General features: G+C 36.5%; 24 protein-coding genes. 23 read left to right on the forward strand and 1 reads right to left on the reverse strand.

The annotated features are described in order from the left end of the window. Positions 1–158 precede the first annotated feature (158 nt). The 22 genes from H4J54_RS15985 (at position 159) to H4J54_RS16085 (ending at position 19,773) form a co-directional block, all read left to right on the forward strand. Entirely contained in the window at positions 159–1,103 is a 945-nt protein-coding gene (locus H4J54_RS15985) for an RDD family protein (RefSeq protein ID WP_182192002.1), read from the forward strand. A 127-nt stretch (positions 1,104–1,230) separates the two neighbouring features. Then, on the forward strand, positions 1,231–1,560 hold the full coding sequence (locus H4J54_RS15990) for a hypothetical protein (protein ID WP_182192003.1): 330 nt from the start codon (positions 1,231–1,233) through the stop codon (positions 1,558–1,560). Positions 1,561–1,680: 120 nt separating this feature from the next. Further along, complete coding sequence (locus H4J54_RS15995; RefSeq protein WP_182192004.1) at positions 1,681–2,208, forward strand: GNAT family N-acetyltransferase; 528 nt, start codon at positions 1,681–1,683, stop codon at positions 2,206–2,208. 110 nt (positions 2,209–2,318) lie between these two features. Continuing rightward, the gene (locus H4J54_RS16000; RefSeq protein WP_182192005.1) at positions 2,319–4,136 is read left to right on the forward strand and encodes a serine hydrolase; all 1,818 of its coding nucleotides are present in this window, start codon (positions 2,319–2,321) and stop codon (positions 4,134–4,136) included. A 130-nt stretch (positions 4,137–4,266) separates the two neighbouring features. After that, on the forward strand, positions 4,267–4,857 hold the full coding sequence (locus H4J54_RS16005) for a hypothetical protein (RefSeq protein ID WP_182192006.1): 591 nt from the start codon (positions 4,267–4,269) through the stop codon (positions 4,855–4,857). A 133-nt stretch (positions 4,858–4,990) separates the two neighbouring features. Next, positions 4,991–5,203, forward strand: a complete 213-nt coding sequence (locus H4J54_RS19580) for a GDCCVxC domain-containing (seleno)protein (RefSeq protein ID WP_259366996.1) — start codon at positions 4,991–4,993, stop codon at positions 5,201–5,203. Continuing rightward, positions 5,136–5,780 (forward strand): hypothetical protein, encoded by a 645-nt coding sequence (locus H4J54_RS16010; RefSeq protein ID WP_182192007.1) that lies wholly within the window; start codon positions 5,136–5,138, stop codon positions 5,778–5,780. Before H4J54_RS19580 ends, H4J54_RS16010 begins: the two co-directional genes overlap by 68 nt. Positions 5,781–5,884: 104 nt before the next feature. Further along, positions 5,885–6,400, forward strand: a complete 516-nt coding sequence (locus H4J54_RS16015) for a sel1 repeat family protein (RefSeq protein ID WP_182192008.1) — start codon at positions 5,885–5,887, stop codon at positions 6,398–6,400. A 134-nt stretch (positions 6,401–6,534) separates the two neighbouring features. After that, positions 6,535–6,816, forward strand: a complete 282-nt coding sequence (locus H4J54_RS16020) for a hypothetical protein (RefSeq protein WP_182192009.1) — start codon at positions 6,535–6,537, stop codon at positions 6,814–6,816. Positions 6,817–7,019: 203 nt separating this feature from the next. Continuing rightward, on the forward strand, positions 7,020–7,526 hold the full coding sequence (locus tag H4J54_RS16025; RefSeq protein ID WP_310650102.1) for a helix-turn-helix domain-containing protein: 507 nt from the start codon (positions 7,020–7,022) through the stop codon (positions 7,524–7,526). Positions 7,527–7,686: 160 nt separating this feature from the next. Further along, positions 7,687–8,274: a porin family protein gene (locus tag H4J54_RS16030; protein WP_182192011.1), complete on the forward strand. Its 588-nt coding sequence runs from the start codon at positions 7,687–7,689 to the stop codon at positions 8,272–8,274. A gap of 30 nt (positions 8,275–8,304) precedes the next feature. After that, the gene (locus H4J54_RS16035) at positions 8,305–8,988 is read left to right on the forward strand and encodes a hypothetical protein (RefSeq protein ID WP_182192012.1); all 684 of its coding nucleotides are present in this window, start codon (positions 8,305–8,307) and stop codon (positions 8,986–8,988) included. 135 nt (positions 8,989–9,123) lie between these two features. Next, positions 9,124–9,564, forward strand: a complete 441-nt coding sequence (locus H4J54_RS16040; RefSeq protein ID WP_182192013.1) for an energy transducer TonB — start codon at positions 9,124–9,126, stop codon at positions 9,562–9,564. A gap of 420 nt (positions 9,565–9,984) precedes the next feature. Next, complete coding sequence (locus H4J54_RS16045; RefSeq protein ID WP_182192014.1) at positions 9,985–10,323, forward strand: signaling protein; 339 nt, start codon at positions 9,985–9,987, stop codon at positions 10,321–10,323. A 128-nt stretch (positions 10,324–10,451) separates the two neighbouring features. Further along, complete coding sequence (locus H4J54_RS16050; RefSeq protein ID WP_182192015.1) at positions 10,452–10,793, forward strand: PDZ domain-containing protein; 342 nt, start codon at positions 10,452–10,454, stop codon at positions 10,791–10,793. A 122-nt stretch (positions 10,794–10,915) separates the two neighbouring features. Next, complete coding sequence (locus H4J54_RS16055) at positions 10,916–11,239, forward strand: hypothetical protein (RefSeq protein WP_182192016.1); 324 nt, start codon at positions 10,916–10,918, stop codon at positions 11,237–11,239. 285 nt (positions 11,240–11,524) lie between these two features. Next, the gene (locus H4J54_RS16060; RefSeq protein ID WP_182192017.1) at positions 11,525–11,842 is read left to right on the forward strand and encodes a hypothetical protein; all 318 of its coding nucleotides are present in this window, start codon (positions 11,525–11,527) and stop codon (positions 11,840–11,842) included. A gap of 117 nt (positions 11,843–11,959) precedes the next feature. Next, positions 11,960–12,319, forward strand: a complete 360-nt coding sequence (locus H4J54_RS16065; protein WP_182192018.1) for a hypothetical protein — start codon at positions 11,960–11,962, stop codon at positions 12,317–12,319. A gap of 653 nt (positions 12,320–12,972) precedes the next feature. Further along, the gene (locus H4J54_RS16070; RefSeq protein ID WP_182192019.1) at positions 12,973–14,670 is read left to right on the forward strand and encodes an L-lactate permease; all 1,698 of its coding nucleotides are present in this window, start codon (positions 12,973–12,975) and stop codon (positions 14,668–14,670) included. A 178-nt stretch (positions 14,671–14,848) separates the two neighbouring features. Beyond that, positions 14,849–17,692 (forward strand): FAD-binding and (Fe-S)-binding domain-containing protein, encoded by a 2,844-nt coding sequence (locus H4J54_RS16075; RefSeq protein ID WP_182192020.1) that lies wholly within the window; start codon positions 14,849–14,851, stop codon positions 17,690–17,692. A gap of 40 nt (positions 17,693–17,732) precedes the next feature. Continuing rightward, positions 17,733–19,151, forward strand: coding sequence for a cache domain-containing protein (locus tag H4J54_RS16080; protein WP_182192021.1), 1,419 nt, complete (start codon positions 17,733–17,735; stop codon positions 19,149–19,151). Between the two features lies 1 nt (position 19,152). Next, positions 19,153–19,773: a response regulator transcription factor gene (locus H4J54_RS16085; protein ID WP_182192022.1), complete on the forward strand. Its 621-nt coding sequence runs from the start codon at positions 19,153–19,155 to the stop codon at positions 19,771–19,773. Between the two features lie 258 nt (positions 19,774–20,031). On the opposite strand, the gene lldD is transcribed toward H4J54_RS16085, so the two are convergent. Beyond that, entirely contained in the window at positions 20,032–21,168 is a 1,137-nt protein-coding gene (lldD, locus tag H4J54_RS16090) for an FMN-dependent L-lactate dehydrogenase LldD (RefSeq protein WP_182192023.1), read from the reverse strand. Positions 21,169–21,299: 131 nt separating this feature from the next. Here lldD and H4J54_RS16095 point away from each other — a divergent pair, with 131 nt between their 5' ends. Further along, positions 21,300–22,199, forward strand: coding sequence for a LysR family transcriptional regulator (locus tag H4J54_RS16095; protein ID WP_182192024.1), 900 nt, complete (start codon positions 21,300–21,302; stop codon positions 22,197–22,199). Positions 22,200–22,403: the final 204 nt, after the last annotated feature.

Below are 22,403 nucleotides of genomic sequence, written 5' to 3' on the forward strand. Positions count from 1 at the left end.
TTATCTATGCGACTAAAGAAGCTAGATTAACCTAACAAGGCATTTAAACGGAAAATTTACAGTTGGCTGTTTTTCGTTCCTCAAACATTTTAGCCAACTATAATTTTCCGCTTAATGCGGCGTTAGATTACTTTAAATATTGTAGTAAGGATTAAATTTTGGAAGAAGTACAAGAAAAATGGATTTGTGGGTTTTGGAGAAGAATCGGAGCCTTGTTTATTGACACTCTGGTTTTAGGCGTTTTTGGGTACGTTGTAGGTATATTCCTTGAAGATACCTTCGTTCAGCTTGGTGGCTGGGGAAGATTAATTGGTTTTGCTGTCTCAATTACATATTTTGGAGTTATGAATAGCTCCTTATCAGATGGTCAAACAATTGGTAAAAAAATACTAAACATTAAAGTCGTAGATTCATCCAATTCAACTATTAGTCTACCCAAGTCCTTTTTAAGGTATAGCTTCCTCGCTGTTCCATTTTCATTGAATGGAGCTCAAATTACTAACGAAGCATTGCTTTCATACTTAATGTACCCGTTATCATTTATTATATTTGGTGGCTTACTATCAATTTCTTACTTATATATTTTTAATCGTGTAACTCGACAGTCATTACATGATCTTGCGGTTGGCACTTTCGTTGTAAATGCAGAGGTTGGCTCTGAAACGCTCCCTTCTGTGTGGAAACCTCACTTAGCTGTGGTGGCAGTTTTATTCATTTCAGCAGCCCTTGTGCCAGTATTTACTTCAGACTTAGCTAAATCAGAACCTTTCAAAGGGCTATTGACAACTCAGGAAGCCATAAATAATAACGAAGCAGTAAAATACGCAGGGGTTACTGAAGGTTCAACTACTTTTACCTCATCTGATTCTGGTAGCAATACAACTACATATGTGAATACTCAGGCTTTTCTCTATAACAATAACGTTGAAGATTCCGTTATCGCAAAACAATTAGCCCAAATAATAATTCAAACATACCCAGAATCACTAAACAAAAACTTGATTCAAGTAACTCTTACCTATGGCTATGATATTGGTATTGCTTCAAAGTGGAATAGTTACAATCACCAGTTTAACCCTCAAGAATTAAAAGGTTTGAAGTAATCGTAATCTAACAAGGCAATTAAATAACGGACACGTAACAGTTGGCTCGGTTCCGCTTCGCTTCACATTTTAGCCAACTATTACTTAGCCGTTTATTGCGGCGTTATGTTTTCAGGAGATTATCAGTTTGGATAATATGAAGTTTGTAAATGAAATAAAAGAAGAGTGCCTTGATGAGTTAATACCGCATTTTGTAGAACTATTATCGACTAGGAACCCCGTTAGCTTCAACGATCCAACAATGCATGATTTAGCCACAGCATGGCAAGCTTCAGATGAAAAGACCAAAGAAATTTTTAAAAAGCTAATGTACTTATCTTCTCAAGGCTCAATAGCTTCAACTCTTCATTTAATCGATACGCAATTTACTATGGAAGTAAATACTGATCATTTAGTAGTAGGTGATTTATTAGATTTATTCATGGCACAAACAGAAACTAGTGAATCTGGTAAATAAAAACATAAAAAGGCATTTAAACGGAACAAAAAAACAGTGGGTTACGTTTCGCTTCGCGACACATTTTAACCCACTATTTTTGTCCGCTTAATGCGGCGTTATAAAGCCTTAGGAATTTTCGTGCAAATATCTGGAAGTAAAATAAAACTCCGTCTCTTAGACAGATCTGATTGGGAATTATTTAAATTATTGAATACTTGCCCTCAAATTATGGAGCATGTTTACGAGCCATTTTCTATCGAAGAAACTGAGGAGAGATTTAAATGTCGAATTCAACCATGGAATGATAAATCAGACCAATGGTTAAGTTTAACGATTGAGGAAATTGATTCAGGGGAAAAACTTGGAAGTATTGGTTTAAAGATTACTGATCATAAAGCAAAGATAGCTGAAGTAGGTTATTTACTAAAAACTGAAGCACATGGCAAAGGCTTTGCTACAGAAGCATTAACACTGATTAAAAGCTACGCATTTACAACTCTAAATTTAAATAAGCTAGTTGGCCGATGTTCATCAAATAATATTGGTTCATATAAAGTACTTGAAAAAGTTGGCTTTTCACGAGAAGGTTGCTTAAAACAAAACTCAATCATTAATAATAAATATAGTGATGATTATGTTTATGGACTGTGTTTTTCGGCTTTATAACAAGCAATTCAACAAGGACTAAAAACAGCGGGCTGTTTCACTCAAGTTTAGCCCACAATTTTTAGCCCGTTAATTGGGCGTTAAAGCGCTAGTCGTATACTGAGAAGTTGATGTTCCAAAAAATATTATCATTATTTTTAGTTTTGTTTTCATTAAATATTGCTTACGCCAAAAGCGATATTCATATTGAAACCCAAATCAAAAAGACTATCGAAAATGAAAATATTGTAGGATTATCTTGGTCAACAATTTCAAATGGACATGTTGAGATTGGTAGTGCGGGCTATGCAAATATTTCAAAGTTTGAACCTATGAAGCCTGCGCAAAAAATGCATGTAGGCTCTGTTACCAAATCGGTTCTGGCAATGGGCGTTCTTCATTTAATATTCGAAGAGAGACTCTCGTTAGACAGTAATGTTGAATCATTACTGTCGGAATTAAGTTTCGACAATGCTTGGAACGATCGTTCACCTATCAAGGTCAAAAACTTACTCGATCATACTTCTGGATTAGACAACATTCGGATGTGGCAATTATTAAGCACTAAACCTTTGCCAAATACCCCATTAGAAGAAGCTTTTGAGTCAAGCCAATACAATCTATTAAAGATTAGAACAGAACCAGGCACACAATACTCATATTCCAATATGGGGTATACCTTGCTTGCGATGGTTATAGAAGCTGTCACCAACGAGCGTTACGAATATTTTCTCGATGTTAACCTTTTAACTCCTTTAGAAATGCATGATAGTAGCTTTGAGTTCATCAGCCAACAAGGTCAGTTCGCAGATCCATTATTGGCGATGGGCTATTATGAAAATAATGTTGCTCAAGCTGCTGTGCCTAGTTATTTAAGGCCAGCTGGACAATTCACAACAACAGCTCCTGATATGGCTAAGTTTATGATGTTTGTGTTGAGTGATGGCAAGGTGAATGGTGAAGGCTTTGTGCACCCTGAACATATGGATATGCTTACAGAGCCTTTAGGCACTGAAGCACATATAGCTGGCCTGAATATTGGACATGGATTAGCGTTTGCTAAGAGAGATCGGCATAACGTGCTTGGTATGTGTCATCCCGGCACAACATTTGGATTTAGAGCCTATATTTGCCTTTTTCCTGATGAGAACAAGGGATTTTTTTATGCTACTAACACTGATAACGAAACTACTGACTATGAAAAGTTTAATAAATTATTTATCAATAGATTAAGACTAACTCCAGCGCAAATTACAGAGCCTATGGGAAAAGGAGTTGAGCTATCAAGGTTGCAAGGCATTTACTTGCCATCGCCAAATAATATGGCTGAATTTGAATTTATTGATATGCTTTTCAATTTTATTTGGTTAGAACAATCAAACGATCATCTTCTAATTAAGTCATTGCAAAATGCTGATAGGCGATTGATTCAAATTGACGAAAGCTTATTTCGAGATGTTAACAGAACACAAGCTTCTCATGTTGTTTATTCTAATGATGAAAGTCGATTGTTTATTAGTGATGGGCTTAAAACGTTTCAAAAAGCTTCAGGTATAACGCTAGTGCTTTATTGGGTAAGTTTAATCTTTGGCATAATTGGATTGATTTATATCTTTTTAGTAGGATTAATTAGAATTGTTAAACGCGATAAAGATGGCTTAGGACGCATTAAATGGGTGTTTATAAACCTTGTACTATTTAGCTTACCCATATACATCTATTTTAATCAATCCTTTCTAAAGTTTGGTGATATTACTGCGGCAAGTATTTGCTTGGCTTTTTTATCAGGGCTTTTGCCGATAACACTTTTATTTTCTTTATGGATTTCTTTAAGAGGAAAGTTGCAAAGTAAGTTAATAAAATTGGATGTTGCATCGATCATGATGTCTATACAATTTTGTTTAATATTGGCTGCTTGGGGGCAGATACCCACTATGTTTTGGCAATAAATTGTAGCGTTTTAACAAGCAAATCAACAAGGACACGTAAAAGTTGGCTACGTTTCGCTTCGCTACACAATTTTAGCCAACCATTACTTAGCCTGTTAACAGGGCGTTATGTTTAAATTCGGAGAGTAGTGTGTTCAAAAGGTTTTTAAATGGACTTATATTTGGTAGCGGATTTGCGATTGCCTTTTTAGCTATATTGTACTTTGGGTTACAAATCATTTTTCCCGGTGTTAATGGTTCCTCTGATAGGGTCCCTGAATTTTCTAATGCTCAAAAAGCGGAAGTCATTGAACAGGAAGAGCGAGTCGTTTCTATCGAGAACTCAGCAAGGGACTTTAAACTCTATAATGACACCCGTCCCAAAATGGAAGTATCTTCAGGTGGTGGTATTTTCTCTATTGCTACTGTGTTTACGCCCCCTGAAAATTTAAAACCAAACACATATCAACTTTGGATTACTGAAAATGAGTTTTGGCAAATTAGAACGATAGGTGATGAAGTAGAGGTGGAATTACTTGAATATCCTTCAATAGTTCCAGTTGATGCCGTTCAAGCAACGATGCGAAAACAAGTTGGTTCGGCTCAATCTACAATGACAGTTAGCTCAGAAGAGATAACATCTCTGCAACTTGGACGCGGGTCTTGGCACGAGCAGGATATGAATGGAAAAATGAAAATAACAAAAGATAAAGTTGTATTTTTCATGCCTAATAAATATTAAACATAACAAGAATTTAAAGCGGGACTGCTAACAGTTTGCTCGGTTTCGCTCTGATCAACATTTTAGTCAGCTATATTTTTCCGCTTAAGCGGGCGTTATGTGAATAGTGAAATTTAATCTATTGAGGTATTAAATGAATCAGATAATTCTAGAATCGATTATCACTTGCCCTGAATGCGGTGCAAAACATGAAGAAACTATGCCAACGGATGCTTGCCAATATTTTTATGAATGTACATCTTGTCATAAACTCTTAAAGCCTTTAGCTGGTGATTGCTGTGTTTTTTGCTCTTTTGGTACAGTTAAGTGCCCGCCAATACAAGAAAACGGAACTTGTTGTAGTTAATTCACATAAGAAATTAAACAGGGATAAAAAAGTTGGCTTTTGCTCCTACGTCACTCATTTTAGCCAACAATTTTATTGCCCGTTAATTGGGCGCTATAAAGCAAAGAAAATTATGCGTACTCTGATAGTTATTTTATTTACCTTTTTCTCTGTTAATGCCATTGCTAATACAAGCTTTGAGGGGACTTGGGAAGGGGCTAAATTTAATGGAGTAAATTACTCCTATCATTTGTTAGAAATTGATGAATATGGCAAAGGTTTTTACACATATACAATAGGTGATGCCATGGAAGAGGCATTTGTTTTTCCATTAGACTTAAATGGAAAAGTATTCGCCCGTGGTTATATTGAAATTCCCTTAATAAACGATAAAGCAACAATGAAATCTACCTTATTATTGAGTCTCAATACTGCAATTGATAACCTTACTGCACTGACTATTGTTTACGAAAATAATGGTGAACCAATGTTTTCGTATAACTGGCCTTTGGTTAAATCGGGAAAAGGTAAAGTTAATAATTTCTTGTTGTATAGTTTTGCTAAAAAGCTTTATAACAAGTCAATCAAGCAGGGCTAAAAATTGTTTGCTGTTGCTCGTTCCTCGCTATTTTAGCAAACAATTTTTAGTCCATTATTAGGCGTTAGGCTACTATCGAGTTTACTCGTATTAAAGGATTTTAAATGCGTATTAAAAGATTGATATCACTACTGTGTCTTTCTGTTTTTTTATTTTCGTGTAAATCAACAGATATAGTGAGAAAAACCACGATATCTTTGGGGTTTAAAGAGATAAATGGGATTAAGCAATATGATAAAGGCAATTACGAAGATGCATTTAACCTACTTAAAGAGCCTGCTGCATGGGGATATAAAGGCTCTCAGTATGCGCTAGCCTTTATGTTTCTTAAAGGTAATTATGTTCAACAATCTACACTGTTAGGTATGGGCTGGTTAGGTGTTGCAAAAGAAGCCAATGTTAAAGAATGGACTGAGCAATATAACAATTTCTATGCAGCCGCTACAGAACAACAAAAAGATAAAATAGATGAGATAGTTAAAGAATATATCAAACGTTACGGCTTAAAAAGCCAAGATGTAACCTGTCAAAAAGGCATTAATGCACAAAGAAGGGTAGTTTTAAAATGTCATAAATATAATGGGCTTGGTATCTTGTACCCAGTTGATCTTGTTGAGTAATAATCTTAGCCTAACAAGCCAATAAAGCAGGGCTGTAACAGTTGGCTACGTTTCGCTTCGCTACACAATTTTCGCCAACCATTACTTAGCCTGTTATTTGGGTGTTAGGTATCAAATCAATCACTGGAGGATTTATGACAAAATTGGAATTTGCAGACAAATTGGAAAAATACTATAAAAAGCAAACGATGAATAAGTGGCTATTTTTTATTTTGGGAGTAGTTTTTACTACTTTTGTTTTTGTGCCTAGCATTATTTTGTCTATTGATGAAAATATGTTTGGATTCACTTCAACAACTTTAGCTGTTTTCGCTGGGCTTTGCTTAGGTAAAGCGTGGGATATTAAAAGAGGCTCAGAAGAACATGAGCTTTTAGTAAATGCCTTAGACTTGCTTTCTGCTAATAATGATATCTAACAAGGGTTTTCAAGTCGGACTTGTAACAGCTTGCTCGGCTCCACTTCGTTTCACATTTTAGCAAGCTATTACTCGCCGCTTAAAACGGCGTTATATGCCAAGCGTAAATTTATGTCTGTCGGCTATTTGTCGTCTGTTTGTCATTACCGACAGGATGCCCGTGGTATATAGTGCATCAGCATTCAACAATAAAGGAGTTACCTGTGAAATCATTAAGACTCGAAAAACGCTGGTCTCAAGAACAATTGGCGCAACTAAGCGCTTTAAATGTACGCACAATTCAAAGAGTAGAAAAAGGAGAAAGTATTGGAACTGAAACCTTGAAGTCTTTGGCTGCGGTTTTTGAAATATCAACTGATGAGCTTATAAATGCTATAGATAATGAAAAAAAACTCCAAACAGAAGAGGACGCGAATATGATTAAAGATAATTTTCAGCAAAACAAAGCAAAAGAGAAAGTTAACTCTATAAAATATTTTTATGCATTCTCTGCATTTTTAATTGCAGTATTTCTCCTCTTCATGTTGCCTAACTACAATGATGGAGAAAATTTAGGTCCATTGATTGTAATATTCTTATCTTTTAGTGCGCTTATTGCTGGCCTCGCTTTCCAAGTATTTCAACCATTTGGTGAAGAATGGGAAAAAGAAAAAATATCCCAGATTTTAAATGAACAGAGTGAGGGACGTAGCTCTAGTTCTGAGCGCTAAATAGGCAAAAGGCATATAAGTCATTTAAGCAGGACAAAAAACAGTTGGTTTTTGCTCCTTCGTCGCTAATTTTAGCCAACTATTTTATTGCCCGTTAATTGGGCGTTATATTTAATCAAAATTTTAGTAACATCATCTAGTACAATTAAAAGGATTTGAAATGAAAAAAATACTACCTCTAACATTCACAGTTTTAATATCAACATATGCATCATCTGTATCCGCTAATGATAGTTGGTATCTAGGGGTGTTGTATAATACCCAAGACATATCACGAGATTTTGATACAGCAGGATTAATTGCAGGATATCAATATAATCAATATTTAGCGCTCGAAACAAGATTAAGTACAGGAACCTCAGGTTATTCTAGTTTTTATGGTACACCTGAAGCACCCAGAGGTGAGTATAAAGAAGATATTGATACTCAAGTTTCTCTACTAATAAAAGCATCGTATCCTTTATTTGAATCATTTAATCTTTATGGTTTGGTCGGCTACACTAATACACAGTTAGAAATAAGTGGTTTAGGGCAAAACAATGATTCAAATGGTAATGTTATCGGTGATTACGATTTCGAGAGTACCCATTCGGAGCATGGTTTAAGTTATGGTATTGGCTTAAATTATCAGCTCAATAAGCAATTTAACATATTTATTGATTATCAGATTCTTCCTGATTATGAGCCAACCCCTACCTATACAGAAAGTTCGAGTAGTACGACTATCGGTGTTAACTACTATTTTTAACGTATTTGTCGATAAGGAAGTTGAGACAAAATGAAATTAGCGTTTGTTGTTACCTTAATTTGTTTTACTCAAGCTGCATTCGCGGAAAAATATTCACTCGCGGAACAATATTCAGGGTGTAAAGATCCTAAATATATAACCTATGTTGATAAAAGGCTGGTTTTTTATGAAAAACTTGACAAAGACAGCTATGAGAAAGCCCTTAACCAACTAAGCATTACTTCTTTTGAGAATTTAAATGAGAGGGAAAAATATTTATTTTTATATAGTAATATTGTACTTAGTGCACGATTTGATTCAGAAGAGGTCGCATTAAAGAATATCAGCAGGTTCGAAGCAATAGAAGAAATCAAATCGAAAAAACCTTTTTATACTAAATCTGGCGATATGCCACACTTGATAAATATTACACTAGGCTGGATGGTATTAAATGCAGGAAAAGAAAAAGCTGCAATTAGTTATTTATTAGATTCTACTAATACTAATGGTTCACCTGTATTAGGTAGTTTTGGCCCTGATAAAACTCTTATTAGGGCCTTATATAAAAAGGGCCACAGCAATGCAGTTTTAGAGTATTTGAAATTGTCAGAAACATTTTGGAATACCGAAGGGGCAAAAAAATATATTGAAGTTTGGCGTAAAATGATAAAAAATAATTGTGCTATTCAGTTTCAATTCTATGACACAACATCTATTGAAAAATTGGGGTTGTAGCTAGCTAAAAATATAAAAAGCTGTTTAACAAGGACAAAAAATAGTTGGTTTTTGCTCCTTCGTCGCTATTTTAACCAACTATTTTATTGCCGCTTAAAACGGCGTTATGTGAACTGATTAAACAATGGAGTGTATATGAAAAATTTATTAGTCCTAACTAGCCTCGCGTTTTTAACTGTATCGACAAGTAGTATAGCGAAAAATATATATGGTGATGTGCAGGTTACAGATATAGAACCTGCAAATAACTTTATTTGGGAGCGAGCCAATAAAAATACGCCTAAATATCCAATAGAGCTTGCTCGCTCAGGGATTAGAGGTTGTGCTGTTTTATCTTTGAATATTTCAGACTCGGGTAAAACTGAAAATGTAGAAATCATCAATTCATTACCGAGTAAGCACCTTGGCAAATACTCACGTAAAATGTTAAAAAAATGGAAGTGGGTTCCTGTATTAACAGGCTCCGATATTTCCCCTGAAAAAAGGACTTTGAGGTTGGATTTTTGTATGGGCGGCGAATCAACGGAGCAATCTCAGAAAGCCTGTATACAACAAACACAATTAGCATGTGGCTAATTCACATAACAAGCTGTTAACAGGGCGTTATACGGTTCAAGAAATTTGTGCATAATTGCTAATTGAGTCACTTTAAATTACATTGGTTTTGACTATGGAGGGTTAATCATGAAAAACGTTAAATTTATTTATCTATATTTCTTATCTGGTGTTTTATTCCTTATTTTATCAGGAGCTTATTATTCAACTGAGGATAGTAATCTCACTCCTGTTTTTGCAAGCATTGGCTTCGCTATTATTACTATCAGCTTTGTCCTTTTAAGCCACAGTAAAAGTTGTAAATCCAAAAATAACAATTCAGAGTGAAACCGTTCAACAAGTCACTCAAACTGACGCTAAATACTTGGCTAGCTTCGTTTCTGGCAATTTAGCCAACTATTTTTGTCGCTTAGTAATGCGTTAGATTTACATGGAGTGTTTATGCAAATGTTCAAACTTTTAGTGATTTCAACTTCTATTATCTCGTTTAGTATTTTAGCCGGAGATCGTGTAAAACTTGGTGTTTCGGCTGAGGTTGAAATTGAGGGTTTTTTTAGTCCTAGCTTATCTTCCTACACTATCCAAAAAGTAAAGCCTAATTCACCAGCAGAAAACGCTGGACTTGTTTTAGGCCAGAAAATTATTTCTATAGAAGATTGTAAAATTCCAGGTTGCCCAGTAGGTGAAGCTAAAAAACTAATGCGGAAAGAGAAAGGAGCCATTATAAATCTACTTTTAGAAAATCCTGATGGCAGTGAAATACCTGTAAAAGTACGCTAAATGCTTGGTAAGTCGAGCAAAAAAATAAACAAGGACACGTAACAGTTGGCTACGTTTCGCTACACAATTTTAGCCAACAATTATTTCGCCTGTTATTTAGGCGTTAGGTTTTTAAAGGAGTAAGGCTTTTGAATTTAATTAGAAAAATTATATTAATTAGTATGTTTTTACCATTTACTGCTTTCGCGGAAGGTAAAATTGGGATTTCCGCAGGTGTATCAGTTGATGGGTTCTTTAGCCCTGAAATAACCAAGTTTAAAATTGATAAAGTTCATTCTGGATCTCCAGCAGAAAAAGCTGGAGTTAAAGTTGGTCAATTAGTTCTTGAACTTGATGGTTGCAAAATCCCGGGCTGCCCAGCGGATAAAGCCAAAAAAATAATGGATAAAGAAACAGGTGAAGTATTACCATTGCTAGTTAAAAATTTAGATGGCAGTGAAGTTTTGCTAAAAATCCATGTAGGTGAGTAAAAACCTATAAGAAATTAAACAAGGACAAAAGACAGTTGGCTGTTTTTTGTCCTCAACATTTTAGCCAACAATTTTTTGCCTGTTATTAGGGCTCTAGGTGTAATTCAACTATAGGAGTATTTATGTCCAATAAAAGCCAACAATGCCTCAATATCCTTATTGACGTATCGAAGAATAAATCGAAGATAACTTACGGTGACCTTGCTAAAAAAATAGGTGTCGCTGCACAAGGTATAGGGCGTTTTTTAAATGAAGTTTATAACGATGTCGTTATAGAACAAGGATTTCCGGATATCACACTTCTCGCTGTATATGCTAAAAAAGATTATGGTTTATATAATTCAAGGGGTAACACAGCTCAAAGTGTTGAATTCGATCCAAATGATGCCGCACAAATGGCTATGTATTTGAGTGATCGACAAAAAGTTTACGCTCAATGGTCATAATGATTTCACCTAACAACACTTAAGCAGGACAAATAACAGTTGGCTTTTGCTCTTTCGACGCTAATTTTAGCCAACAATTTTTTGCCCATTATTAGGGTGTTGAGGCTGTAGAATAACTAATTCAGCAAAACGACTAATATTTTGTACTCCTGTATCGAACCGTAGACGATTAACTCGATACAGGCAATGCATTTAGTACCCCTATTTTATAGGGCAATTCATAATTAACGAGTTATTCTACAGCCTCGTTAGGTATTAATTGAAATTCGGCAGCAGGAATTCAATATGAAAGAATCAGATTGGAAAGTGTTTAAAGAAATCAAGGATAAAGCTATTGAAAAGTACTGCACTTTTGCGCTAAAAGAATCGCAAGAAGTAATTTCTGATAAAAAATCTAATGTTCATAACAGATACCTTTTATTGTATAAATTACTTCAAAATAGCGATAAAAAAATGGCTCTACTCTTCGATGGGCATAGTCGGTCTAAAGCGCTGATACAACTTATTGCTATTCGCAGCGAGGGGCTTGCAGATGAAACTTTACTGTCCAAATTATCAGATGAAGTTCGAGAGAAAACAGACCCTGAAAATCATGGTTGGTAAAAACACCTAACAAGCACTTAAGCGGACTAAAACAGTTGGTTAGGTTCCGCTTCGCTACACATTTTAACCCACTATTTTAGTCCGCTTAGTGCGGCGTTATGTTTCTTTGAGGATTTCGTGAAAATTTATACTTTAGTGGCATTAGCTGTATTTGGATCTATTTGCTTTTCTAGTGGTTTTTTTCTTGGTCAGCATACTTATTATGACGATAAATCTTTGGATCTATTAAAACAAGGATATATGGATTACTTGGATAATGCTTCTGAGTCTCAAAAACTTGGTAGTGATTTAATGTTAATCGACTTACTGAGAAAGTGTGAGACCGAGGATTGCTCTGGAGTCATAGATGAAGTTTTTTTACCGCAAATTAGAGAAGTCGTGGATAAATTTGAAAATGGTGGTTACAAAGGTTTTCAACGTATGTTGATAAAGTCAGATATTGAGAAAGCAAAGAAGTTGTTAGCACCCGAAACATAAGAAATTAAACAAGGACAAAAAACAGTTGGCTTTTGCTCATTCTTTGCTTATTTTAGCCAACAATTTTTAGCCTGTTATTACGGCGTTGAGGTTGTAGGATTTCTCCAAAAAAGACGTTTTTGCGTCTTTTTTCGCATTTGATTAATTCGTTGACAATTAATGCATTTCAATTCGAATAACCCCCAACACTATAAGTTAACTCAGTGTACAAACATTCAACTTTTGATTAGGGTAAGTAATTTAACAAGTATCTAAGCCATTTATTTTATGTGCTTTATTTAAGTTATCCTAACTCTGTCAAAGAGCATGTTTTTCTGTAAAAGCCATTTCGTCAAGTCAATATCCCACCAATATGCTGGTTAGTAAAATCAAAACTAAGTGTAAACACGTAGAAAAACTAAGTGCATTCCCCGATTTTATTTTTTTATTAATACAATAATATAAGACCTATGAAGAACTTAATGTTGTATTTAAAGATTTTATTGAAATAACAAAAAATAAAATCAAGTGCATTGGCAGTTTATATTTATCTATTTTCACTACCAATAGATAAATATTATTTCCAAAAACAATCTTTTCATCAGTTAAGTCAATTACTTTGTAAAACTGATCATTACTCACTATTGAGTAGTGAATAAATAGAGTCAATTATTATGTCAATTACAATGCAAGCACTACTTGCTTTTATCCCTATCGCCTTATCGGCATTACTACTTGTTGGTCTACAATGGTCTGCTAAAAGAGCTATGCCTGTTGTCTATTTTGCCACTGCGGCTATAGCTATTTTTGCCTGGGAAATGAGTGTTAACCGTGTATTAGCCAGCTCAATTCAAGGTTTATTAATCACAGTTTCTGTATTGTGGATTATTTTTGGCGCCATTATGCTGCTAAATACTTTGCAACATTCAGGGGCTATTACTCGAATTAGATCTAGTTTTACCGACATAAGCCCAGATCGCCGCATTCAAGCTATTATCATTGCTTGGTTATTTGGGAGCTTTATTGAAGGGGCTTCAGGCTTTGGTACCCCTGCGGCTATTGCGGCGCCATTATTGGTTGCTATTGGTTTTCCTGCAATGGCCGCGGTTATGATAGGTATGATGATTCAATCAACGCCGGTATCGTTTGGTGCTGTTGGAACGCCCATCATTATTGGTGTTACTAGCGGATTAGATAAAGCTAATATGAGTGAACAACTAATTGCACAAGGCAGTAGTTGGGAACAGTTTTTACAGCTTATAACATCAGAAGTTGCTATTGGTCACGCTATTGTTGGTACGTTTATACCCCTACTTATGGTTGTGATGATGACGCGTTTCTTTGGTCAAAATAAGCGTTGGAAAGAAGGGTTAAGTGTTGCGCCATTCGCTATTTTTGCTGGTGTTGCTTTTACCGTTCCATATGCTTTAACGGGTATTTTCTTAGGTGCTGAATTCCCATCACTTATCGGTGCACTTGTTGGCTTAATTATTGTTGTGCCAGCTGCAAAAGCTGGATTTTTAATGCCTAAGCAAACTTGGGATTTTGCCCCAAGAACTTTATGGCCAAGCCACTGGTTAGGTAGTCTGAAATTTGAGCAAAAAACATCTCAATCTAAAAAGAGTATGTCATTGTTTAGCGCTTGGCTACCTTACTTATTAGTGGCCATTATTTTAGTGCTTAGTCGTGTTTCTAGTGATTTTAAAGCCATGCTGAAAAGTGTGTCATTTGGTTTTAGTAATATCCTTGGTGAAATAGGTATAAGTGCAAGTGTACAACCGCTGTACTTACCTGGGGGCATTTTATTCTTTGTTGTATTGCTAACGTTGTTTTTACATAAAATGCAATTTAAGCAAGTGGTTAGTGCGGCTAAGCAAGCGAGTCATACCTTAGTTGGTGCAAGTTTTGTTCTAGTTTTCACTATTCCAATGGTTAGAATTTTAATTAACTCAGGCGTGAACGGTGCTGATTTAGCGGCAATGCCAGTGGCTATGGCAAGTTTTGTTGCACAAACCTTTGGTGATTTTTACCCATTATTTGCTCCAACTATCGGTGCCTTAGGGGCCTTTATTGCTGGCTCTAATACGGTAAGTAATATGATGTTAAGTCAATTCCAATATGAAGTTGCAAGTGCATTATCTGTATCAGGCGCATTAATGGTTGCACTACAAGCCATTGGCGCTGCAGCAGGAAATATGATTGCTATTCATAATGTTGTTGCCGCCTCAGCCACAGTGGGTTTGCTAGGGCAAGAAGGTAAAACAATACGACGTACAATCTTACCGACACTGTATTATGTCTTTGCTGTTGGGTTACTTGGCTTATTTGCTATGTTTATATTAAACGTGAGTGATCCATTAATGGCCGGTTAATCACTAAAATTGGTGGTGAGTAAATTTACCATTATATTTTAGAATTTATGAAACCTGACCCTTGCTTGGCTTGATAATAGCCAAGCAACTGCGTTTATACCCTAAGGGTGAACAGTTTTTTTTAAATATTGAATAGGGGCTCTAAAAGGGCTCTTATTTGTTAAACACAGGGCTACAAATGTTATTAACTAAGTATCAAGAATTTGCTAACCAATTAACTCAATTTTTGCCCAAAGATAGAATAGCCACTGATTATTCAAAACGTATTGCCTATGGTGTAGATGCTAGTTTCTATCGATTAGTACCACAGTTGGTACTTATGCTTGATAGTGAAGCAGAGGTAGTGGAAGTATTAAATAAAGCCGCGCTAGATAACCTTCCGGTAACATTTAGAGCCGCGGGCACTAGCCTTTCAGGGCAAGCACAATCTGAGTCTATTCTTATCATGTTAACCCCCAATTGGCGTGCTCATCAAATTTTAGATTTAGGCCTTAAAATAAAATTAGGTCCAGGTGTTATTGGTGCTGATGCTAACAAATATTTATTACCTTATGGCCGAAAAATAGGCCCTGATCCTGCGTCTATCAATACCTGTAAAATTGCGGGTATTGCCGCTAATAATGCTAGTGGCATGTGTTGTGGTGTAGCACAAAATAGTTATCACACCTTAGATAGTATTCGAGTGGTTTTGCATGATGGTGCAGTACTTGATACGGGTGATAAAAATAATATTACCGCGTTTAAAAAAACACATATTACTTTGTTAGAAAGTCTAAAGACATTGGCATTAAAAACGCGCAACAATAAAGAGTTACATCAATTAATTAGCCACAAATATAGGCTAAAAAACACCACAGGCTACGCCATAAACTCATTAATTGATTTTGATGATCCTATCGATATTCTTGCTCACTTAATGATTGGCTCAGAAGGTACATTAGGTTTTATTTCTTCTATCACCTACAACACAGTTATTGAACATAAACACCGCGCCTCATCAATCGTCTTTTTCCCTGATATACAAACCACTTGTCATGCGGTATCCGCATTAGCAAATGCCAATGTTTCCGCTGTTGAATTAATGGATCGCAGAGCCTTATCCTCGGTGAGTGATATGGATGGTTTACCTGACTTTATTAAAACGCTTGATAACAATGTTGGCGCATTATTGATTGAAACGCGCGCTGCAAATGCTGATCTGTTGGGTCAACAGGTCATAGCGCTTGAGTCTTTATTAGCCGAGTTTGAGCAGACGAATGTTATTAAATTCACCGATATTGCTAGCGAATACGCTCAGCTTTGGGCCATCAGAAAAGGCACTTTCCCCGCCGTTGGTGCCGTGCGTGAAAATGGCACGACAGTGATTATTGAAGATGTTGCCTTTCCTGTTGATAGACTGGCTAATGCTGTGGCTGATCTTCAAGCGCTTTTTGATAAATATCATTATGATGAGGCTATTATTTTTGGTCATGCACTTGAAGGAAACCTACATTTTGTCTTTACTCAAAATTTTGGCACACAACCTGAAGTAGATCGTTATCAGGCATTTATGGATGATGTTTGTCAGCTAGTTGCGGTTGACTATCAAGGCTCACTAAAAGCTGAACACGGTACAGGACGCAATATGGCCCCTTTTATCGAGTTAGAATGGGGTGAGCAAGGGCTGGCGTTAATGCAACAAATAAAGCAATTATTTGATCCTAAAAACTTGCTAAACCCTGGCGTTATCATTAACGACGATCCTAATGCGCATATTAAGCATTTAAAGGCCTTACCCGCCGCAGATCCGCTTATTGATAAGTGTATTGAATGTGGTTTTTGTGAGCCAGTATGTCCTTCAAATGGTTTGAGTTTTACCCCGCGTCAGCGTATCACGAGTTATCGAGAGATTAGACGCCTTACTGACACCAATGAAAACCCTAAATTACTGGCTGAACTTGAAAAAGATTTTAACTATTTAGGCATAGAAACTTGTGCAGCAACGGGGTTATGCGCAGAGCGCTGTCCTGTTGGCATTAATACTGGCGATCTCATTCGTGAGTTGCGTCATCGAAACAATACAAGCTATCAAGGTGTATCTAAGGTTTTAGCAAATAATTTTGCTACGGTAGAAAAAATGACGCGTGTCTCTCTTGCGGTGGCTGGTTTTAGCCATCGACTTGTGGGTAGTAAAGTTATGGGTGGGCTAACCGGCACCATAAGAAAGCTCTCTTTTAATAAAATTCCGTTATGGAGTAAATATTTACCGCAAAAAGCCAACTATAGCCCTATAAGTAGTCCTAAAAACGCTGACAGCAATAAAATAAGTTCACGTCCCAAAGTAGTTTACATCCCAAGTTGCGCAAGCCGCAGTATGGGGCAAGCAATAATGGCGACAGACCAGCGTTCGTTAACAGAAGTCACTTTTTCTTTAATTGAAAAAGCAGGATTTGATGTCATCAGTCCAGATTTTACGGGTGAATGTTGTGGTATGCCATTCAATAGTAAAGGCATGTTTTCACAAGCAAATCAGAAGAGTCATGCTTTGCTAGATAAGTTAAGAGCATTAAGTGAACAAGGTAAATATCCTATTTTAATTGATACTAGCCCGTGTAAATCAATGCTGTTAAACAATAAAGAAAAAGTCAGTGGTTTATCAATCTATGAGCCAGTGGGATTTATTGAAGATATATTAATAAATTATTTAGATTTTTCGCCACTCGATGAAACAATCATGTTGCATGTTACTTGTTCTAGCAGAACAATGGGCTTAGCCGTAAAAATGCAACAGCTTGCCGAGCGTTGTAGTACCAAGGTTATAATACCTGAAGATATTCAATGCTGCGGCTTTGCTGGTGATAAGGGGTTTACCACGCCAGAGTTGAATGAAAATGCGCTTGCCTCATTAAAAACACAGGTGCCAAAAAATTGTAATACTGGTTATAGTAATAGCAGAACTTGTGAAATAGGCTTATCTCACCATTCAGGTATTGACTATCAGTCAATTATTTATTTAGTAGACAAAGCAACAACAGCAAAGTGACGGCTTGAAGTAGACTAACTAAAAAGTAATAGGGGCATACGTGAATTTAAATTTTAAATTACAATTGGTGACTATAATCCCGTTGGTGCTAGCACTTTTGGGGGTGTTTTTTGTCACGCAAATGCAATATCAATCGCTTTCTAAACAAACTGTTGATGAATATCGACAAAGCGTAATTCATCATCGTAAAGAAGAATTACGTAACTATGTCACTATTGCTGAAGGTGCGATAGAGCATATTTATCAAAATAAAAATTTACCTGTGCAAGAAGCGCAAACATTAGTTAAGCAAACATTATCTAATATGCGTTTTGGTGAAGACGGCTATTTTTTTGCTTATGATTTTGATGGAACCGCATTGGTGGTAGCTGGGCAAGAATGGCGCATAGGTAAAAATTGGCTAGGTCTTGAAGACAGAAATGGCACCAAACTTATTCAGGGCCTTATTGAAAAAGCACAAGCAGGAGGCGGTTACCTTAACTATGTTTTTAATCAACCCTCTAAAGGTGGTGACGATGCTAAAAAAATTGGCTATTCACGCGCATTAGATAATTGGCAGTGGATGATTGGCACGGGTGTCTATATTGACGATATTGATCAAGAAACGGCATTGCTTAATGACTCTATCGGCAAACATATTCGTAATACCTCTATAATGACCCTTGTTATTGGCTTGTTTGCCATTATTGCCATTTTTATTTCAGGACAGTTTATTCGTTTTAGTGAAAAAAAATTAGCCAACCGTAAATTACGTGAGTTAAATGAACGTATTTTTCAAACCCAAGAAGAAGAATGTAAACGCGTCTCTCGAGAACTACATGATGGTATAAGCCAAACTATTGCGGCCGCTAAGTTTTCGTTAGAAACTGCGCAATTAAAGCAGCAAAACAATGATGATTCTAGTAAAGAAATGGATCGTGCTATGGAATTTATTTGTAAGATAATGGGCGATATTCGCGCTATTTCGCATCAGCTTCATCCAGGGATACTTGAAGATTTTGGTTTAGGCGCAGCCTTAGAAGAGCTCGCTAGAGATTTTTCTCAGCGAACGGGCATTGATGTTAAAGTCGAGCGTTTATCTATTAGAAACGTTTTATCAACTGAAGTTAAGGCCGCATTATACCGAATTGCTCAGGAGTCGTTAACCAACATTGAACGACATGCCAATGCTTCAAAAGTTTCACTGAGTTTAAAGCTGACCCCTGACTGGTTGGTACTAGAAATTATTGATAATGGCCAAGGTTTTGATTATCAGCATTACGATAAAAGTAGCGACAAAAAAACCAAAGCGTATCAAGGGATTGGTCTGCGTAACATTAATGAGAGATTAAGATTTTATCAAGGTAACTTAACGGTTAACTCAGAAAATAATGGCACCACAATACTAGCGCGTATACCACAATCGCAACTTCGATATAATGCAAGTAGCACAAGTGAAAATTCAAATAAAGGGGAATAGTATGATTAAAGTATTATTAGTAGACGATCATCCGCTCTTTAGAGAAGGGCTAACATATCGCTTAAGTCTTGACGACGATATAGCCGTTGTTGGCGAAGCTGAAAATGGCAGACAAGCGCTGGAACTTATTAAGCGCCTCGAATTTGATATTGTCTTAATGGATATCAACATGCCTGATATGGATGGTATGTATGTGCTTGAGTTGATTAAAGAACAAGGTATTGATTGTAAAGTACTTATGCTAAGTATGCATGATAATAAAGAATACATTTTAGGCGCTATGCGACATGGTGCTGATGGTTATATTTTAAAAGATGTGCCCGGTCAAGAGCTCATAGAAGCGATTAAAAAAGTTATTTCAGGTAAAAATTATTTTAGCTCTGAGGTCACTGAAATTCTGTCAAAAGAGCTTTCAGGTGAGCAGCGCGGCATTGTTACTCGGCGTGAACAACTCGTTTTAAGACTTATTTCTCAAGGTCTTAATAACAAGCGCATAGCCCAAGAGATTAATGTTAGTGTGCGTACGGTTGAAACTCATAAACGTAATATCAAGCAAAAACTTGGCATAGACTCAACGATGGGGCTTATGCGTTACGGCATTGATTATGGTTTGGATCGTTAGATTATTAAATTATTAGATTTAACATGTTGAATGCACTATCTTGAATAGTTAATCTACTCTACTCATTGCACTGTGTAACCTACCTATACTAGTTAAGGTTCCAAATTTAAACACTTTTAAAACACTTTTAAAACTATAAAGAAAACTACAGAATCAATTATCGATAATACGATTAAAAAAAACTAGCTTATGGAATGACCCATAGGCTAGCGTATCTGAAAAATAGCTTATATTTCAAAACCCATATAGAGGTTATCACTAAATATGGGCTAAAGAATCATAGGTTAGGTCATTAATACATTTGGCACCGGTTAATATCATGGCAATTTGCATCTCTTTCTCGTAGATCGAAAGTAAATTTTCAACCCCTTTCTGGCCTTGAGCAGCCAAAGCATAGATATATGAACGGCCAAGTAAAGTACAGTCGGCACCTAGGGCAAGCATTCTTACGACATCTAAACCAGAGCGAATACCTGAGTCGGCAAATATTTTTAAATCACCTTTAACGGCATCAGCAATCTTTGGTAGTGCTTTTACTGATGATAAAACACCGTCTAGTTGGCGGCCACCGTGATTAGAAACTACAATGCCATCGGCACCAAAACTAACGGCATCTTTAGCATCTTGTTGATCAAGGATGCCTTTAATCACCATAGGACCATCCCAAAACTCTCGAACCCACTCAATATCTGCCCATGAAATGGATGGATCAAAGTTTTCACCTAACCAACCAATGTAATCTTCTAGCTTTGTGGGTTCACCTCGGTATGTAGAAATATTGCCTAAATCATGGGGCTTACCAAAAACGCCGACATCAAATGCCCATTGTGGATGCAGCATTGATTGAAATATTCGGCGGGTAGCGGCATTAGCACCACTCATACCTGAATGCATATCACGATAACGGGCTCCGGGAACGGGCATGTCAACGGTAAAAACTAAAGTGGTAACACCTGCAGCCTTTGCTCGCTCAAGCACATTTTTCATAAAGCCACGGTCTTTAAGCACGTAAAGCTGAAACCACATTGGGCGTTTAATGGCTGGCGTAACTTCTTCTATCGGGCAAACCGAAACGGTAGACATAATAAAGGGTAGCCCTTTGTTATCAGCAGCTTTTGCCGCTTGAACTTCACCTCGGCGAGCATACATGCCGGTTAGCCCCACAGGTGCAAGGGCGATAGGCAAGGCCATTTTTTCACCAAAAATTTCAGTACTTAAATCAAGCTCAGACATATTATTTAAAACACGTTGTTTTAATGCTATATCAGCTAAATCTTCAGTGTTCTTTCTTAACGTATGCTCTCCATACGAACCACCATCAATATAGTCAAATAAGAAAGGTGGCAGTTTAGCTTTTGCTGCTTTTCGGTAATCTGTTGGCGCTGAAATAATCATTTATGGCTCCTGTTGTATCAAGAAATTACTATTGTTAATTTTTTTTATATTGAGCAATTGAAAGTTTACGCTTTATATTTTTATGATAAATAGAGATAATGAATAACATTGTTTCCAAAAGTTGATTAATAATGCTGGCTAATGATTTAATTTTGTTTTCTCAGGTAGTTAAGCTCGGTAGCTTCAGTAAGGTGGCAGAGACAAATAATTTGACTAATTCGGTTGTTAGTAAACATATAGCCCGGTTAGAAAAAGAATTGGGTGTGCAATTGTTGTATCGAACCACACGAAGATTAACATTAACCGAGGCGGGTCAGGCCCTAGTTCCACGAGCCGAAATGATTAGCCAAATAACAGCGGAGGCGGTTGACACGGCTTCAGGCTTTAGCGAGAAAGTCTGCGGCCATATTCGGATGTCAATTCCTACTATTTCAGGTGAATTGTTTTTGACAGAATGTATTGCTGAGTTTGGTGAACGTTATCCTGACCTTTCTATCGAAGTGAATTTAGAGAATGAATTCGTCGACTTGATAAAAGAAGGGATCGATTTAGCTATTCGAACCGGAGTATTAGATGATTCAAGTCTTATTGCTAAATCGTTAATTACGTCACACTGGGTTGTTTGCTGTTCGCCAAAATATATTGAAAAACATGGTACACCTCAAGTGCCAACTGATTTAGTTCAGCATAATTGCCTCGCTTATACCTATCAAAACCAAGGGGCAAATGAGTGGCGCTTTAGTCAAGGGGAGCATCAGCAGCAAGTAAAAATATCAGGTAGTTTTGCAACGAATAACTCTCAAGCATTACGGACCTTAGCACTTGCGGGTTACGGCATTGCTTATATTCCTAAATGCAGTGTTTATCAAGATCTTAACAAAGGGCTGTTAATCGAGCTATTACCGGATCACAAACCTCGAGAGCTTGGGGTTTATGCGATATATCCATACACTAAGCATTTACCTCTTAAGATTAAACTGCTAATTGATCACATCAAACAAGGTTACGAAAATTTAAGCCATTATTTCTGATGAGGTAAAAAACCGTCTTATATCACTTAAGCCTTGATGAGGACATAACATGTCTACATGTCAGCAAGGCATAAATGTTAGCGCATAAATTCGAACTTGGAGTGATGTAGAGATAACTTTGCTTTAAGCTTAATAGTTAATAGTTAATAGTTAATGGTTTAGTTGAGCTTGTTTAAGACTAGGACAAAACCTCATCTAGTATAA

It is taken from the genome of Colwellia sp. MB3u-8, from assembly GCF_014076985.1.
Lineage (GTDB): Bacteria > Pseudomonadota > Gammaproteobacteria > Enterobacterales > Alteromonadaceae > Cognaticolwellia.

Excerpts from the sequence above, each read along its gene's own strand:
- H4J54_RS16015 (WP_182192008.1), top strand. The coding sequence starts at position 5,885 with ATGCGTATTAAAAGATTGATATCACTACTGTGTCTTTCTGTTTTTTTA.
- H4J54_RS16030 (WP_182192011.1), top strand. The coding sequence starts at position 7,687 with ATGAAAAAAATACTACCTCTAACATTCACAGTTTTAATATCAACATAT.
- H4J54_RS16020 (WP_182192009.1), top strand. The coding sequence starts at position 6,535 with ATGACAAAATTGGAATTTGCAGACAAATTGGAAAAATACTATAAAAAG.
- H4J54_RS16075 (WP_182192020.1), top strand. The coding sequence starts at position 14,849 with ATGTTATTAACTAAGTATCAAGAATTTGCTAACCAATTAACTCAATTT.
- lldD (WP_182192023.1), bottom strand. The coding sequence starts at position 21,168 with ATGATTATTTCAGCGCCAACAGATTACCGAAAAGCAGCAAAAGCTAAA.
- H4J54_RS16040 (WP_182192013.1), top strand. The coding sequence starts at position 9,124 with ATGAAAAATTTATTAGTCCTAACTAGCCTCGCGTTTTTAACTGTATCG.
- H4J54_RS16085 (WP_182192022.1), top strand. The coding sequence starts at position 19,153 with ATGATTAAAGTATTATTAGTAGACGATCATCCGCTCTTTAGAGAAGGG.
- H4J54_RS16095 (WP_182192024.1), top strand. The coding sequence starts at position 21,300 with ATGCTGGCTAATGATTTAATTTTGTTTTCTCAGGTAGTTAAGCTCGGT.
- H4J54_RS16000 (WP_182192005.1), top strand. The coding sequence starts at position 2,319 with ATGTTCCAAAAAATATTATCATTATTTTTAGTTTTGTTTTCATTAAAT.
- H4J54_RS16045 (WP_182192014.1), top strand. The coding sequence starts at position 9,985 with ATGCAAATGTTCAAACTTTTAGTGATTTCAACTTCTATTATCTCGTTT.
- H4J54_RS16070 (WP_182192019.1), top strand. The coding sequence starts at position 12,973 with ATGTCAATTACAATGCAAGCACTACTTGCTTTTATCCCTATCGCCTTA.
- H4J54_RS16035 (WP_182192012.1), top strand. The coding sequence starts at position 8,305 with ATGAAATTAGCGTTTGTTGTTACCTTAATTTGTTTTACTCAAGCTGCA.
- H4J54_RS16060 (WP_182192017.1), top strand. The coding sequence starts at position 11,525 with ATGAAAGAATCAGATTGGAAAGTGTTTAAAGAAATCAAGGATAAAGCT.
- H4J54_RS16055 (WP_182192016.1), top strand. The coding sequence starts at position 10,916 with ATGTCCAATAAAAGCCAACAATGCCTCAATATCCTTATTGACGTATCG.
- H4J54_RS19580 (WP_259366996.1), top strand. The coding sequence starts at position 4,991 with ATGAATCAGATAATTCTAGAATCGATTATCACTTGCCCTGAATGCGGT.